This window comes from Thioalkalivibrio sp. ALE20 (assembly GCF_000381405.1).
Classification (GTDB): domain Bacteria; phylum Pseudomonadota; class Gammaproteobacteria; order Ectothiorhodospirales; family Ectothiorhodospiraceae; genus Thioalkalivibrio.
On the sequence record NZ_KB906473.1, the window covers coordinates 134,176 to 148,963 of the forward strand.

Annotated in this window: 12 protein-coding genes; 9 read left to right on the plus strand and 3 right to left on the minus strand. The window is 69.7% G+C overall.

Features of this window, described 5'->3' with window-relative positions; genetic code table 11:
• Window positions 1-28 precede the first annotated feature (28 nt).
• From F790_RS0106175 to F790_RS0106190, 4 genes are all read left to right on the plus strand, one after another.
• Window positions 29-1,006 (plus strand): hypothetical protein, encoded by a 978-nt coding sequence (locus F790_RS0106175; RefSeq protein WP_019591119.1) that lies wholly within the window; start codon window positions 29-31, stop codon window positions 1,004-1,006.
• A gap of 117 nt (window positions 1,007-1,123) precedes the next feature.
• Window positions 1,124-1,561: a hypothetical protein gene (locus F790_RS0106180; RefSeq protein ID WP_026279531.1), complete on the plus strand. Its 438-nt coding sequence runs from the start codon at window positions 1,124-1,126 to the stop codon at window positions 1,559-1,561.
• A gap of 6 nt (window positions 1,562-1,567) precedes the next feature.
• Window positions 1,568-2,602: a lipoate--protein ligase family protein gene (locus F790_RS0106185; RefSeq protein ID WP_019589749.1), complete on the plus strand. Its 1,035-nt coding sequence runs from the start codon at window positions 1,568-1,570 to the stop codon at window positions 2,600-2,602.
• A gap of 20 nt (window positions 2,603-2,622) precedes the next feature.
• Window positions 2,623-3,009, plus strand: a complete 387-nt coding sequence (locus tag F790_RS0106190) for a hypothetical protein (protein WP_019591120.1) — start codon at window positions 2,623-2,625, stop codon at window positions 3,007-3,009.
• 106 nt (window positions 3,010-3,115) lie between these two features.
• On the opposite strand, the gene F790_RS0106195 is transcribed toward F790_RS0106190, so the two are convergent.
• Complete coding sequence (locus F790_RS0106195; protein ID WP_018870306.1) at window positions 3,116-3,433, minus strand: hypothetical protein; 318 nt, start codon at window positions 3,431-3,433, stop codon at window positions 3,116-3,118.
• Window positions 3,434-3,601: 168 nt separating this feature from the next.
• Between F790_RS0106195 and F790_RS0106200 the strand changes: the two genes are divergently transcribed.
• The 4 genes from F790_RS0106200 (at window position 3,602) to F790_RS0106215 (ending at window position 9,756) form a co-directional block, all read left to right on the plus strand.
• Window positions 3,602-4,471: a CbbQ/NirQ/NorQ/GpvN family protein gene (locus tag F790_RS0106200; RefSeq protein ID WP_018870305.1), complete on the plus strand. Its 870-nt coding sequence runs from the start codon at window positions 3,602-3,604 to the stop codon at window positions 4,469-4,471.
• Window positions 4,468-7,032 (plus strand): VWA domain-containing protein, encoded by a 2,565-nt coding sequence (locus tag F790_RS0106205; protein ID WP_019569642.1) that lies wholly within the window; start codon window positions 4,468-4,470, stop codon window positions 7,030-7,032. The genes F790_RS0106200 and F790_RS0106205 overlap by 4 nt, the downstream gene beginning before the upstream one ends.
• On the plus strand, window positions 7,029-8,264 hold the full coding sequence (locus F790_RS0106210; RefSeq protein ID WP_019591121.1) for an acetoin utilization protein AcuC: 1,236 nt from the start codon (window positions 7,029-7,031) through the stop codon (window positions 8,262-8,264). Before F790_RS0106205 ends, F790_RS0106210 begins: the two co-directional genes overlap by 4 nt.
• A gap of 70 nt (window positions 8,265-8,334) precedes the next feature.
• Window positions 8,335-9,756, plus strand: coding sequence for a diguanylate cyclase domain-containing protein (locus F790_RS0106215; RefSeq protein WP_019591122.1), 1,422 nt, complete (start codon window positions 8,335-8,337; stop codon window positions 9,754-9,756).
• On the opposite strand, the gene F790_RS0106220 is transcribed toward F790_RS0106215, so the two are convergent.
• Window positions 9,753-12,110 carry a helicase-related protein gene (locus F790_RS0106220; RefSeq protein WP_019591123.1) on the minus strand — a complete coding sequence of 786 codons (2,358 nt, stop codon included), beginning with the start codon at window positions 12,108-12,110 and terminating at the stop codon, window positions 9,753-9,755. The two genes, F790_RS0106215 and F790_RS0106220, sit on opposite strands and share 4 nt — an antisense overlap.
• A 156-nt stretch (window positions 12,111-12,266) precedes the next feature.
• Window positions 12,267-13,358: an SEL1-like repeat protein gene (locus tag F790_RS0106225; protein WP_019591124.1), complete on the minus strand. Its 1,092-nt coding sequence runs from the start codon at window positions 13,356-13,358 to the stop codon at window positions 12,267-12,269.
• Window positions 13,359-13,576: 218 nt separating this feature from the next.
• On the opposite strand from F790_RS0106225, the gene F790_RS0106230 reads away from it, so the two are divergent.
• Window positions 13,577-14,746 carry an aldo/keto reductase gene (locus F790_RS0106230; protein WP_019591125.1) on the plus strand — a complete coding sequence of 390 codons (1,170 nt, stop codon included), beginning with the start codon at window positions 13,577-13,579 and terminating at the stop codon, window positions 14,744-14,746.
• Window positions 14,747-14,788 lie beyond the last annotated feature (42 nt).

Genomic DNA, 14,788 nt, shown 5'->3' on the forward strand with positions numbered 1-14,788 from the left:
CTTCCCATTGATCGAAGGAGCAGTATCCATGTCATTGTTTCATCGCAAGCCGCTGCAAGCCGGCGGCTCGACCGGGATCGTCCGGTCTCTGACGGCCGGGCTGGCGGCCGTGACCCTGATGGCCGCGGCTGCGTCCGCCACCGCGGACGAGTATCGCCCGTTTGTGCTGGCCTGGACCGACGGCGGGGCCGGCGTCTCCGACGTGGCCGACGAGGCGCGCGAGCGTCTGGAAGGCGCGGATTTCGAGATCCTCGGTGAGTACGACGTCACCGATTCGGCCCGCGTGCTGGTGGCGACCAGCGACGACCTGCTGGAGGCTGCCGCCTCGCATGACCGTGCGGCTTATGTCGCGCCGATGCGCGTCGGCATCACCGAGGTCGACGGCGAAGTGCAGGTCAGCTACACGCATCCGGTTTACTTCCAGCACGCCTACCGTGTCGAGGTGCCACTGGACGGTGTCGCGGCGTCGCTGGAAGAGGCCCTCGGGGCCGAGGAGACCTTCGGCCACGAGGACGGCAAGAGCCAGCGTGACCTCAACCGGTATCGCTATGCGTTCGGCATGGAACGTTTCGACGCGCCCTACGAGCTGGGCAGCCGGGGTTCGCGTGCGGAAGCGCTCGAGGCGTTGAGTGCAGGTCTGGAGGAGCGGGCCGGCGGTGTCAGCGAGGTCTATCGGGTGGATATCCCGGGGCGCGACGCAACCCTGGTCGGCGTGGCGATCCGCGTTGCGGACGGGGCCGAGGAGGATGCGTCCGATCGCAACGCCCTGGAGACCGTGGACGTCAACGCGCGTCGCCACACCGCCTACGTGCCCTACGAGGTCCTGGTCAATGGCGGCGACGTGGAGGCGCTCCACATGCGCTTTCGCATGGCGCTGCATTTCCCCGACCTGAGCATGCTGGGGTCGAACAGCTTCATCCAGCTGCGCAATGCCCCGGGAGCCGTGGAAGAGGCGCTGCAGGAGGCCACCGGATTCGCGTCCTCCGGCTTCCAGTGGGATGACTGAATCCCGGCCCGGGAAAAACCCCTGGTTGCACTCAAGAACCCCGGTCCGCCGGGGTTTCTTACGTAGGGGGGCCGGGGTTGTTTATCCTCCCCGTTCACTCGCGGCAGGAAGCAGGCCATGAAATCAATGAAAATCGCCAACATGGGCGAGATCCGCAACGAACTCAACAAGTACAAGAAGGGTCGCAAGCTGGACATCCATCAGTTCAACCAGGTCGCGCGTCAGGCGTGGCTCGGCAAACTGGTGATGCAGCCGCTGGACCTCGAAGATCCCGAATGCAAGGCGTTCCTGGTGTTCGTGCAGGAGCCCGAGGAGCTGGCGCAGCATTTCCTCGACACCGACCAGGAGCTGCTGGGCGGCATGCACATCATCGATGGCCAGCAGGCCGAGGCGCTGGTGGATATCATGCGCACCGGGGTCGAGGAACGGGCCAAGCTGTACGAGGATCTGTCGCGCTCCGACTTCTATTTCCGTTATTTCTACAAGCCGGGGAACGATGACAAGGATCAGGAGCAGCAGGGCGACGCGGCCGCCGGCCAGCCGTCGGAGGAATAAGGCGCGATGACGACCCCGGCCGCTCCGGAATGGATCGATGCCGGGGAGCGGTCGGCGACGGAGCTGCATGCCCTGTATACCGGGCTGGCGGCGTCCACTCCGCCGGACGCTCCGCCCCGGGTACTGTGGGCGCGCTCGCGCGAGGCGCATGTCTCGGTGGGCGGCAGTCAGGACCCCGAAGCCGACCTCGATCTGGACCACTGTGCCGCGCGTGGCATCCCGGTGGTGCGGCGCCCCCTGGGCGGTGGTTCGGTATGGGTGGATGCCGACCAGGACTGCTTCTTCGTGATCCGGCCGAGCCGTGTCCTCAAGCGCGGCCCCCGGCATCTGTTCGCGCAGGGCTTGGCCATGGCCGTGGACGTGTTGCGCGAGCTGGGCCTGCAGGGGGTGGAACCCCGCGGACAGGATGTCTGGGTGCAGGGCCGCAAGATCATGGGTACCGGTGCGGCCACCCTGAACGAGGGCTCGGTATTCGGCGCGAGCTTTCTCGGTCGTTTCCCGGTGGAGGATTTCCTCGCCTGTGTGCGGGCCCCCAGCGAGGGGTATCGCGAATGGCTGCGCCCGGTACTGGAGGCCGGCATGACCGACTGCGCCGGGGAGCTGGGGCGGGCGCCGGATTCCGCGGCCCTGCGCGACTCGCTGCGCCGGGTCACGGAACGCCGCTTCGAGGCGCCGCCGGTGGAGGTGACGCCGGACGCGCCGACCCTGGAGGCCTGGCTGGCGGCCGGTTACGAGGAACTGGACGATCTCGCGGACGGGGATGCGCGTCCGTCCGTGCCGGAGGGGATCCGGGTCAATCGTGACAATCACGTGTTCGAGACACGGGTGGCCTGCGGGCGCCTGCGCCTGCACGTCGAAGGACAGCACATCGCCCGCGTCTGGTGCGAGGACCCCGCAGTGGACCGCGTCCTCGGCGAGCGCGTGGCGGGCGAGCTGCCGGAACGTCTGCATCTGCGCTCGCGCCTGGCCGGCTGCCTCGACCCTGCGGTGGCCGATGCGGTCAGCGCCCGCATCGATGCGCTGTACCGCGGCATCGCCTGAATTTCCAAGGAGACATCGAGATGGCCGAACCGACGATCCAGCGCCGGCTGGAAAAGCGCATGATCCTGATGAGCCGGGACAGCGAGATGACCGAGCGCCTGCGGGCGCCGTTGCCCGACGACTGGCACATGGAAGCGACCACCGATCTGGAGGGTCTGGGAGACTGGAACGAGGTCCTGCTGTATCGCTTCCTGCTGCTGGATCTGGACGAGATCGAAGTGTTCGATCCGCTGGACGTGATCCGCACCCTGCGCATGGAATACCAGATCAACCTGCCGGTGTTCTGTTTCGGCGGAGATGCGGACATTCGTGACGAGATGCGTCTGGCGCGGGCGGATCGCTTCTTCGACCGGGACGAGATGGTCGAAAAGCTCCCCGAGTTCATCCGCATGTACGACTGGGGCTGAGTGCCCCGTCAGAAAGGCCCCCAACAGAAAAGGCCCCGGGCTCAAGCCACGGGGCCTTTTCGCTTCGTCGGTCCGCGTGTGCCGCGGACCGGCGAATGGCGCGGCCTCAGCCGATCCAGGCGTGCTCGAGGACGTCGATCCGGATCTTCTGGTGGTAGGTCTCGCCGTTGCCCTCGATCTCCAGGTCACCCATGCGGGTCCCCGCGGTGTCGTAGCTGAACTTGCAGTCGAAGCTGCCGGGCAGGGACACGCTGCTTTCGCAGAGGGTCTCGCCCTCCACGGTGAAGCGGCACTGCGCGGTGCCCGAGCCGTTCAGCATGGCCTGCAGGCGGAATTCCTCGTTCACCGGGCGACGGTACACTTCCGGGTCGCGGTTCGGGTTGTACTGCAGGTTGTTCAGCTTGACGAGTTTGACAAGTTTCATTGCGGGTCCTCTATTTACGCGCTGAATCCGAGTGAACTGGTTGGGTATAATCAAACCCGAAATCATACAACAATCCCCGCGCGATGACGATTCCGGGGTGCGCCCCCCCGGGAATGTGCCCGGAATCGTCATGCGACGCGACATACCAGGCGGCCTACAGGAGCCAGCATGAAGAACCTGATCAACCGCATGCGCGGAGTGGAACGCGACGTCATCGACAAGCCCGGCCAGGATGGCAGCCAGGGCGGCGCGCCCTTCTACAAGCCCCAGGCCGACGAGGTCGAGATCTTCCGGGCGGCCTATGCCAAGCGCCTTCCGGTGATGCTCAAGGGGCCGACCGGCTGCGGCAAGACCCGGTTTCTGGAGCATGTCGCGCATACCATCGGCCAGCCGCTGGTCACGGTGTCCTGCCACGAGGACCTCACCAGCTCCGACCTGGTCGGGCGCTTCCTGCTGGAGGGCGAGGAGACCGTGTGGCAGGACGGGCCGCTGACCCGCTCGGTCAAGGAGGGGGCGATCTGCTACCTCGACGAGATCGTCGAGGCACGTACCGACACCACCGTGGTCATCCACCCGCTGACCGACCACCGCCGCCAGCTGCCGCTGGACAAGAAGTCGCAGATCATCGATGCGCACGAGGACTTCATGCTGGTGATCTCCTACAACCCCGGCTACCAGACCGTGCTGAAGGACCTGAAGCCGTCCACCAAGCAGCGCTTCGTCGGCATCCACTTCGATTACCCCTCGGAAGAGGTCGAGCGCGAGATCGTTGCCAAGGAATCCGGTGGCCTGGATGCCGACCGCGTGGAGAAGCTGGTGGCCGCCGGCCGCAAGGCGCGTGCCCTCAAGGACCACGGTCTGGAAGAGGCCACCTCCACCCGCGCGCTGGCCTATGCCGGCGAGCTGATGCAGGCGGGCCTGAGCCCGCGGGTGGCGTGCCGCGCCGCGATGATCGCGCCGATCACCGATGACCCCGAGCTGATCCAGGCGCTGGAGGAGATCTTCGACGCCCACTTCCCCGAGTCGGAAGCCGCGTGAGCGAGCAGGCCCGCAACGACGGGGGCGCGAACACCGAGGCCGAGGATCTCGTCGAGATCGAGGAGATCCTGCAGCACCTCGAGGACATGAGCTTCGTCGCCCACCGCGACGCGAAGGAGGCCCTGCCGGCGATCCGCGAGTTCGGTGCCGGTCCCGCCCGGCGGTGGATCGAGACCGCGCGCGACCTGTTCTTCCATGACCGCGAGGCCGGCAAGAGCTTCATGCGGCATTCCGCGCGGATGGCCGAACACGTCGGCGGGGTGGAACCGTGGCGCGCGCAGGCCGCCGAGTTCGCCCGCTGGGTGAATTCCGCCGATGCGCTCGAGGGGTTCATGAGCCAGGCCGACCGGGTGTTCGCCGCCTGGGGCGAGGACGGCGAGCGCGAGTGGTACGCGACCGGTCTGCGCTGGTGCGAGCGCAGCCTGCCGGACGCGCGGGCCTATTTCGAGACCGATTTCGACAGGCTCGCGGCCGGTCGCGGCATCGAGGGGCTGCGGGCCCTGATCGACCCGGCCGAGACCCTGTTCGACGAGCGCGGCCTGACCCTGGACTGCTACCTCGAAGGGGCGCCGATCGCGCGCAACCTGGTCGGCGATGGTGGTCTGCTGTCCTGGGCGCGGCGCGGGGCCGACCTGCTGAAGGCCGGGCGCTCGCGCGGCGAGGCGTATTTCCGCCTGGAGAGCGACGAGAGCCTGAAGCTGCTGCTGGACGCGCTGCCGGGGTTCCGTCCGCGCATGCACGGACGCTTCCTGCGGCTGGTGATGCTGGCCTGGCTGGACGCCGACATCCCGCTGGCGGATTCCAGCTGGAAGCCCGGCGAGGGCCGGCCGATGCTGGAGACCGACGGCCGGCGGCTGTTCATGCCGGCGGTGATGGACTCGCGCGAGGAGGCCCTGGTGGCCACCCAGCACGCCGCCGCCCATCTGGCCTACGACACCTACGCCCTGTCCCGCGTGGAGCGCCTGTTCGAGCGCGCGGGCAGCGAGCACCCGCCGCTGGACGACCGCTCGCGCATCACCTGGCGGCCGCTGTTCGCCGCCTTCGGCGAGCGCATGTTCCGTTTCCAGATCCTGTTCGACCTGGCCGAGGACCTGCGGGTGAACGCCCGGGTCGCGCCGCGCATCCCGCGCTTTCTCGAACGGCTGGTGCGGCTGGCCGAGGCTTACGAGCGCCCGGCCGAACCGGCCGGCACCTATTTCGATTTCGCCCTGCGGGCGCACCGGGCGTTGCTGGAGGGGCGTGAGCCGGAGGATCCACGGCTCGCGCGCATGCTGGCGCCCGAGGCCGACGTGGTGACCGCCTGGGAGGTGGCCGAGGAGCTGTTCGCCGACGGGGCCTTCCCCGAGATCACCATCGAAGAACGCGCCGAGGCCTACCTGCCCGGGCTGTCGCTGAACGCGGCGCTGCCGGTCTATCCCCAGCGCGAGCGTAACGGCGAGCTGGCGGACTTCCGCGACCACGAGGCGCACGACGAGCACAAGTTCGAGCACGAGAAGCAGGAAGAGCAGCCGCAGCAGGCCCCGGAGGACGCACAGAAGGACCCGGACGCGGACATCCAGACCCCGCAGCAGGAGACCTCCGGCACCGGCGGGCGGATCGGCACCGGGATCCCGCAGCCGGCCCAGGTGGCCAAGCGCGCGGCGCCGTACACGCCGAAGAAGGACGGCATCCTGTACCCCGAGTGGGACTACCGCGAGCAGCGCTACATCTCCGACTGGGTCAACCTCTACGAGCGCGTGCTGGACGACGAAGAGCCCGACCGCGCGGCGGAGATCCTCACCCGGCATGCCGACACCCTGAAGCGCCTGACCCGGGGTCTGGAGATGCAGCGCCCGATGCGCCCGGCGCCGCTGCGCAAACAGATGGACGGCGACGAGCTGGATACCGAGGCAGTGATCGATTATGTCGCCGACAAGAAGGCGGGGCTGTCGCCCAAGGCCTTCATCTACCGCCGTCGCGCGGTGCAGCACCGCGACACCTCGGTGCTGATGCTGGCGGACATGTCGACCTCCATCATGGCGCGTCATCCGGGCGGGCAGGGCAAGATCGTCGACCGCGTGCGCGAGGGCATGATGCTGTTCGCCGAGGCCATCGACCGGGTCGGCGATCCCTGTGCGCTCGCCGGGTTCGCCTCCAAACAGCGCGATCAGGTCAACTATTACTGGCTGAAGGACTTCAACGAAGACCTGAGCGCCACCGTGCGCAACCGCATCGCCGGGGTCTCCGGGCGCCTGGCCTCGCGCATGGGCGCGGGCATTCGCCACTCGCTGGAGGCCTTCCGGCGCAGCTCGGCCCAGCGCCGCCTGCTGCTGATCCTGTCCGACGGCCGCCCGGCCGACTACGACGACGGCGGCGATCAGCGCTACCTGCACGAGGACACGCGCATGGCCATGAAAGAGGCGGTGGACGCCGGCGTGCACCCGTTCTGCGTCACCCTGGACCCATCCGGCTCGGAATACCTGCCGGCGATCTTCGGCCCCGGCCACTACACCATCATCGACCACGTGGACGAGCTGCCGCGCCGTCTGCCCGAGATCTACCTGAGGCTGCGCCACCAGTGAATGCCACCCCCGAAGCCGCCCCCGAAGCCGCCCCCGTCGCTGCCCCGGACGCCGCATCCGGTCCGGCGCGCCGCCACGCGACGCTGCTGCACGCCCCGCGCTATCGCGGGCACAGCTACGGCGACAACCATCCGCTCGGCATCCCGCGGGTGTCGCTGACCATCGACCTGATTGAGGCCTACGATGCCGTCACCCCCGGCGAGATGGCGGTGACCCGCAAGGCCATGCCCGCCGAGCTCGAGTGGCTGCATACCCGCGACTACGTGACCGCCATGCAGCGCGCCGAGGCGCTGGGCAAGGTGTTCCAGCGCTACCGCGACCGCCACAACATCGGCAACTTCGAGAACCCGTTCTTCGCCGGCTTCTTCTCCACCCCGGCCACCGCCACCTATGGTTCCATCCAGGGTGCCGAGGTCGTGCTGGAGGGTGGCATGGCCTTCAATCCGGCCGGCGGCATGCACCATGCCGCCCCCGACCAGGCGCGCGGCTTCTGCTACTTCAACGACTGCGCCCTGGGCATCATGCGCCTGCGCCAGAGGGGGGCACGGGTGCTGTACCTGGATATCGACGCCCATCATGGCGACGGTGTGGAGGCGGCATTCGCCGACGACCCGGACGTGCTTACCGTGTCCCTGCACATGGATACCGAATACGGCTATCCGTTCCAGGGCGGGCGCATCGAGGACACCGGCCGGCTGGGCAACGCGGTCAACCTGCCGCTGCCGAAAGAGACCAACGACACGGAATTCCACAGCGCCTTCAGCCGCATCTGGGAGGCGGCGCGTACCCGGTGGCAGCCGGATTACGTGGTGGTGCAGGCCGGCACCGATGCGCTGCTGCCGGACCCGCTGGGCAAGTTCGGCATCTCCACCCAGTGCTTCCTCGCCTGCATCGACGACGTGATCGAGACCAGCCCGCGCCACGGCGACGGCACGCCGAAGCTGCTGGTGCTCGGGGGCGGCGGCTACCATCCGCTGGCGCTGGCCCGCTGCTGGACCGGCGTGTGGGCACAGCTCACCGGCCGCGAGCTGCCCGCCCTGCTGCCCGAGGCCGGGCAGGCCCTGCTGCGCGAGGTCGACTGGGACATGGACGAGGAAGAGGAGTGGTACGACAACCTGTTCGTATCCCGCCTCGACGCCGACCGCAGCGGCCCGGTGCGCGCCGAACTGGAACAGCGCCTGGAGCGGCTGTTCCGCACCCACCCCCTGCTGCGCAGTGCCGCTGGGGGGTGATAGCCCGCCGGCGCCGTTGACCGTGCCCGGTCATGGTATAAGCTCAAGGGATGGCCCCGCGCAGGCGGGCATGGATCAGGTGCCCCGGATGGACGACGAATCCGAGTCGCAGCTGCGTGCGGCGCTTCCCTTTACCGATCTCCCCGAGGAGCCGATCCCGGTCGCCTGGCGACGGGTGCTCCGGGACGCGGCGGAACGTATCCGCGAGCTGGAGGAGTGCCGGGAGTACTACCGTCAGCTGACGGACGCCGGTCAGGTCCTGATCTGGGTCTCGGGGGCTGACGGGGGCGTGGAATATGTCAACGAGCCCTGGCTGCGTTTCACCGGCCGCAGACTGGCGCAGGAGCAGGGCGACGGCTGGCTGGAGGGGGTCCACCCCGACGACCGTGTCGCCTGCATGCAGAGCTACCGAACCGCCGTCGCCGCGCACCGGCCCTTTACCCTGGAATACCGCCTGCGCCGCGCCGACGGCGAGTATCGCTGGATCCTCGACGAGGGCGGGCCGCGCCATGACCCGCACGGCGAGTTCCGGGGCTATGTCGGCTTCTGTTACGACATCACCGCGCGTCTGGCCGCGGAACAGGAGCTGCACCGTTCCCTGCATCATATCCAGGTGCTGCACGAGGCCCTGGACCGTGTGCCGGTCGCGGTCTATGTGAAGGACCGGCAGCGTCGCTATACCTATGGCAACCGCGAGACCCTGCGGGTGTTCGGTTGCACGGCGGACGAGCTCTACGGACGCGGCGACGAGGATTTCTTCCCGCCGGCCACGGTCGCCCGTCTGCACGAGGTGGACAGCCGGGTGCTCGCCGGCGAGGACAGCCGCGAGGAGATCGAGGCGGTCGAAGAGGGCGGTGGCCACCGGGTCTACTGGGAGGTCAAGACCCCGGTCTACACGGACTCGTCTCACACCCTTCCCGACAGCCTGCTGGGCATCTCGACCGACATCACCTGGCAGAAGGATCTGCTGCGCGAGTTCGAGCACGGCGCCCATTACGATGCCCTGACCGCGCTGCCCAACCGGGTCCTGCTGCTCGATCGCCTGCATCAGGCCATGGTCCGGGCCCGGCGCCGGGGAACCCAGCTGGCGGTGGTTTTCCTCGACCTCGACGGTTTCAAGGCGGTCAACGACGGCTACGGCCACGATGCCGGGGATCGTCTGCTGCGGGTGGTCGCCGAACGCATGCGGGTCTCCCTGCGTGAGGGCGATACCTTCGCCCGGCTGGGGGGCGACGAATTCGTCGCGATCCTTGAGGACGTGGACCCGGGAGCCACCGTCCCGTTGCTGGAACGCCTGCTGGCGGCCGCCGCGGCGCCCGTGGAGGACGGCGAAAGCGTTTTCCGGGTCAGCGCCAGCCTGGGCGTCGCATTCTACGGGCACGACCCCGAACCGGGCCCGGAACAGCTGCTGCGCGAGGCGGATCAGGCGATGTACCGGGCCAAGGCGGCCGGGCGCAACCGCTACGTGATCTCGCGACCGCCCGGCGCCTAGCGCACGTCGACCACGCGGCTGGCGCGCTGGAAGCGAACGTGCCAGCCCTGCCAGGCGGGCAGTTCCCAGCGCTTCGGGTCGTCGCGCCGGTTGCCGTCGATTTTCTCTGCGGTGACGGTACGGCGGGCGACGTTGTAATGGATGCGCATGTGCAGGCCCGAGAGCCGCACCTCGCGCGGATAGCGGCGATCGAACCGTTCGCGTTCCCACTCGGGTACGCCCTCGAACGCCAGGTCCTCCGGTTCCAGCAGGACCACGTCCTCGTCCGACTCCACGCCCAGGGTCTGCAGGCGGCGGGCCAGCCAGTCGCGGGCGTCCGGGACCTCGCCCTGCTCGAAGCCCAGCGCGAGATACAGCGCCCAGGCGTCGAGGTCGTCGCGCAGGCGCGAGCCGGCGGGGGCGAGCAGTTGGTCCTCCAGGATCAGCGCGGCCAGTGCCTCGCGCGCCGCGGCGCCTGCGGGGCGGGTGCGGTCGCTGCGCAGTACGCGCCCGGCATGCCACCAGTCGCGGCGGACCACGAGTCCGTCCGCGGACCATTCGGGATCGGCGATGGCCGGCGTGGCCACCCCCGCGTCGATCAGGGCATCGGGCTCCAGCGGCGCGAGCACCGTGGCGATGGTGCGGGTGTCGCGGGTGCCCCTGCCGGGCAGGCTGTGGCTGTCGAACACCACGGCCGCCTCGACATCCTCGGCCAGCAGCGAATCCCGACCGATCTCCGCCTCCTCGCCGCCGTTGCCCAGCGCAAAGCGGCGGCGCTCGCGGCGCACGAACGCCAGCTCGGGGGCGGCAGCCACCGCGGCGGTCAGGGCCCGGGGCGCGGTGGCCGCGAGCGGCTCCGACTCCGGTTCCTGCTGCGGTTCCTGTTGCGATTCCCGGGCGGGCAGGCCGGCCAGCTCGCGCACCTGACGGGCCAGATGGCGTGCCTCGCGGCGTTCCTCCCGGCGAATGCGAACCCCCTCGGGTGCGTGGCCGCGCACCGCGGCGACCCGCAGCGTCGCATCACAGGCCCGTCCGAGGGCGGCGAGTGCATCCTGCCGTTCGCGTTCGTCGTCGGGCGGCACCGCGACCGCGCGGCGGCTGCCGAGGGCGCCGGCCAGGTCGGCCATGAACGTGGCCGTCGCCGCATCCGGCATGGCCAGCACCAGATGGGCCAGCGCGGTGTCCACCGGCAGGGCGAACAGGCGTCGGCCGTGCGCGGTGGCGCGACCGTCCGCGGCGATCGCGTGCATCGCCCGCAGCCGGTCTTCGGCGCGCTCCAGGGCCTCCTCGCGCGGGGCATCGGGGAATGCGAGTTCGCGTGCCGGGCGGTCGCAGCAGGCGGCCGCCAGCACGGGTTCGGTGAGCTCCTCGCGCTGCAGCTCCGGCGGGGTGTTCGCAGCCAGCGGGGCATTGTGGCCCCACAGGCGCAGGCACAGCCCTGGCGCAGTGCGGCCCGCGCGCCCGCGGCGCTGCTCCGCGCTGTCGGCGGCGATCGCCTGCAGCGCCAGCACGGTGCGGCCGTTGCGCCGACCCGTGCGGCGCTGTAGGCCGCTGTCGACCACGGCGGTCACCCCGGGCACGGTCACCGAGCTTTCGGCGACATTGGTGGCGAGGATCACCCGGCGTTCCTGCCCCGGCTGCAGGGCACGGCGCTGCGCCTCGGCGCTGGCGCCGGCGTGCAGCTCGATGCAGGCCACCGGGTCGTTCGTCAGGGCCCGCGCCGCGGCGGCGATCTCGCCGCGCCCGGGCAGGAAGGCGAGGACGTCGCCGTCGGTGCGCGTGAGTGCGGTGCGTACGCCTTCGGCCACGCGCGTGGCCAGGTCCTTCGCATGGGGCATCGCCTGCGGGTCCGCGGCGAGGTGCTCCAGCGCGACCGGGTGGGAGCGGCCGGGGCTCTCGAGACAGGTGCCGCCGAGATCGCGGGCGAGGCGCGCGCCGTCGATGGTGGCCGAGGTGATCACCAGGCGGTGGCGTCCGGTCTCGGTCAGCAGGGCGTAGAGCAGGTCGGTGTCCCAGCGGCGTTCGTGGAACTCGTCGAGGATCACCACCGCGAAATCCGCGAGGCCGTGGTGCGCCAGCCATTGCAGGGCCATCCCGGGCGTGGCGAACACGATCTGCGTGTCGCGGTCGCAGCGCACCTCGCCGCGCACGGCGAAGCCCGCCTCGCGCCCCGGCTTTCCGCCGAGCAGGCCGGCCACCCAGTGCCCCAGGCTGGTGGCCGCCACTCGGCGGGGTTCCACCACCAGCACGCGCCCCTGTTCCCGCGCCCACACCGGCAGGCGCGTCGACTTGCCCGAACCGGTCGCCGCCGATACCACCACCGGACCGGCGGCCAGCGCCGCGGCAAAGTCCCCGTGCAGGGCGTCGATGGGCATCTCCTCGCTCATGCGGGCGAAGTGTCCACACAGCGACGGGCCGATCAAGCCCGCCAGGCGTGCGGTGGCGGGCCTGGCGCTCAGTCTGACGGTGGGCGGGGCCTGGGTCGGCTGAGGCCGGGTCCGGGGAAACGCCGCTCCGGCGGCCGATGGCGGTTACTCGCGCGACTTGCGGGCCAGGGCGTCCTGCTGCTGCTCCAGTGACAGGTGCTGGTGGACATAGTCGCGGGCGTCGGCGGCCGAGGGGTGTCCCTGGTCGGCCGCGCGCGAGAACCATACCCAGGCCTCGACCGGATCCTGTTCCACGCCATGGCCTTCGGCCAGGAAGATGCCCAGGTTGTACTGCGCCTGCATCTGCCCCTGGCGGGCCGCCAGCCGGTACCAGTGGGCGGCCTCGCGCTGGTCCCGGGCGATCCCGTGACCGCGGTCCAGCAGCACGCCCAGGTTGGTACGCGCCGCGGGATGGCCGTCATCGGCGGCGACGCGATACCAGTGCGCCGCCTGCGCCGGATCGCATTCCACTCCCTTGCCGTCGCGGTACAGGTTGCCGAGGCGGGCGGCGGCCTCGCCGTCGCCGTCCTCCGCGGCCTGGCGGTACCAGCGTACGGCCTCGGCCAGATCGGCGATCACGCCGTGGCCCTGTTCCAGCAGCCGGGCGAGGTTGCAGGCCGCTCCGGCATGACCGGCGCCGGCGGCCCGTGCGTACAGCCGGCCGGCTTCGGCGGGGTCGGCATCGCAGCCGCGGCCGGTTTCGTACGCCACCCCCAGACTGTTCAGGGCATCGGGATCGCCCTGTTCGGCCGCTTTCTCCCACCAGGCGACGGCCTCCGCGGCGGCTTCCGGGGTGACTTCGCTGGCGAAGCGCAGAACGCCCAGGTTGTACTGGGCGTTCGCGTGACCGGCCTGCGCCGCGCGGCGATACCAGGTCTCGGCCTCCTCTGCGGGGTCCCCCTCGGCGACCCCCTGTTCGGCCAGCAGGCCGAGGTTGAAGCAGGCATCCGGCAGGCCCAGCTCGGCCGCGCGTTTCCAGTGCTCGCGGGCCTGCTGCACGTCCGATTCGACGCCCAGGCCGCTGGCGTACAGCACGCCCAGGCCGAGATGGGCGCCGGCATGCGGTCCGTCGGCGCGTTCACTCCAGATTCGGTGGGCTTCGGCAAAGTCGCCGCGTTCCAGGGCCTCGAAGCCGGCTTCGTCTTCCGGTTCGACGCCCGTCTGCGGGGTGTGTGCGGGGTCTTCGGGGGCGGTCATCTCGGGCGGTATTCCGGGCGGCACGATGGGGCCGTCAGCTTCGCAGCATTCCGGGGCTGGCCGCAAACGATCGGGGGGACGCAGGTCGGGCACCCTCCGTCTGTCGAGGGAAACGTGCACATCGAGCGGTGTTTCCCTAGGATTCGCATTTCCGATGCGATGCGCCGGAAGACCAGGATCCGGCGGTTGCCCCAGTTGCGGCGGTTCGAGAGAGGAATATGGAAGCTTCGCAGAAACTGATTCCCGGCTACGCCAACGCCAAGGCGACGCGCAAGTACGCCGAGTCGTTCCTCGCCGACGGGCGCGCGGCCGAGGGCCATTACAGCGAGTTCTCGCGCGCGCGGATGCGCCTGTCCAGTCTGGGCATCGGCACCTTTGGCGGGGCGGCCACCGCCGAGGTGGATGCGGCGATCTCCGCGATCGTGGCCCGCGGGCTGACCGAGGGCATCAACGTGGTGGATACCTCCGCGCATTACCGCTATGGCCGCTCGCTGGCGGCCGTGGGCGCGGGCGTGCGCACGGCGCTGGAGGCCGGGGTCCCGCGCGAGGCGATGTTCCTGATCTCCAAGGGAGGCTTCCTGACCCTGCGCGGCGGTCAGCCGGACGACATGGACGCCTGGTTCCAGCGCGAGATCGAGGCCCCGGGCATGGGCACGAAGGAGGACCTGGCCAAGGGCGCGCATCTGCTGACGCCGGAATACATCCACTACCAGATGGAGCTGTCGCGCTCGCTGATGGGCGTGGAAACCCTGGATGCGTTCATCATCGACCAGCCGGAAGTGCACATCGACGAGATCGGCAAGGAGCGCACCAACTGGAAGCTGGAGCCGGTGTTCGAGATGCTGGAACGTGCGGTGCGCGACAAGAAGATCCGCGCCTACGGGATCTCGACCTTCGAGGGTTTTCGCGAGGAGACCGACGCCCCGGTATTCCAGTCGCTGACTTCGATCCAGGGGCTGGCCCAGCGTGCGGCGCAGACCGTGACCGGCGACGAGTTCGCGCGCGATCATTTCAAGCTGGCGATGCTGCCGTTCAATCAGGTGATGCTGGAGGGCTTCACGCGCTTCAATACGGCCACCGGGCAGGGCAACGTGGCCAGCCCGCTGCAGGCGGCGCATCAGCTGGAGATCTACATGATGGCCTCGCACACCATGCTCAAGGGCCACCTCGCGCAGCAGTCGGTGGAAGTGGTGGAGAAGGAGCTGGCGGGGCTGGCCAATCCGGCGCAGCGTGCGATGCAGTTCAATCGCTCGACGCCGGGTCTGGGAACCTCGCTGGTGGGCATGAGCACGCCGGAGCATCTGGACGACATGCTGGCGGTGATGCGCGAGCCGATGCTGGACAAGAAGGCCTACCTCGGCATGTTCAAGAAGGCCGAGGAGGATTAGCACCGGACCGCCATCTCCCGTGATGGCGAACCATCCACCCGG

What these genes read in the sequence shown, in the direction of transcription:
- F790_RS0106175 (WP_019591119.1), top strand. Translation starts at nt 29, where the DNA reads ATGTCATTGTTTCATCGCAAGCCGCTGCAAGCCGGCGGCTCGACCGGG.
- F790_RS0106180 (WP_026279531.1), top strand. Translation starts at nt 1,124, where the DNA reads ATGAAATCAATGAAAATCGCCAACATGGGCGAGATCCGCAACGAACTC.
- F790_RS0106185 (WP_019589749.1), top strand. Translation starts at nt 1,568, where the DNA reads ATGACGACCCCGGCCGCTCCGGAATGGATCGATGCCGGGGAGCGGTCG.
- F790_RS0106190 (WP_019591120.1), top strand. Translation starts at nt 2,623, where the DNA reads ATGGCCGAACCGACGATCCAGCGCCGGCTGGAAAAGCGCATGATCCTG.
- F790_RS0106195 (WP_018870306.1), bottom strand. Translation starts at nt 3,433, where the DNA reads ATGAAACTTGTCAAACTCGTCAAGCTGAACAACCTGCAGTACAACCCG.
- F790_RS0106200 (WP_018870305.1), top strand. Translation starts at nt 3,602, where the DNA reads ATGAAGAACCTGATCAACCGCATGCGCGGAGTGGAACGCGACGTCATC.
- F790_RS0106215 (WP_019591122.1), top strand. Translation starts at nt 8,335, where the DNA reads ATGGATCAGGTGCCCCGGATGGACGACGAATCCGAGTCGCAGCTGCGT.
- F790_RS0106220 (WP_019591123.1), bottom strand. Translation starts at nt 12,110, where the DNA reads ATGCCCATCGACGCCCTGCACGGGGACTTTGCCGCGGCGCTGGCCGCC.
- F790_RS0106225 (WP_019591124.1), bottom strand. Translation starts at nt 13,358, where the DNA reads ATGACCGCCCCCGAAGACCCCGCACACACCCCGCAGACGGGCGTCGAA.
- F790_RS0106230 (WP_019591125.1), top strand. Translation starts at nt 13,577, where the DNA reads ATGGAAGCTTCGCAGAAACTGATTCCCGGCTACGCCAACGCCAAGGCG.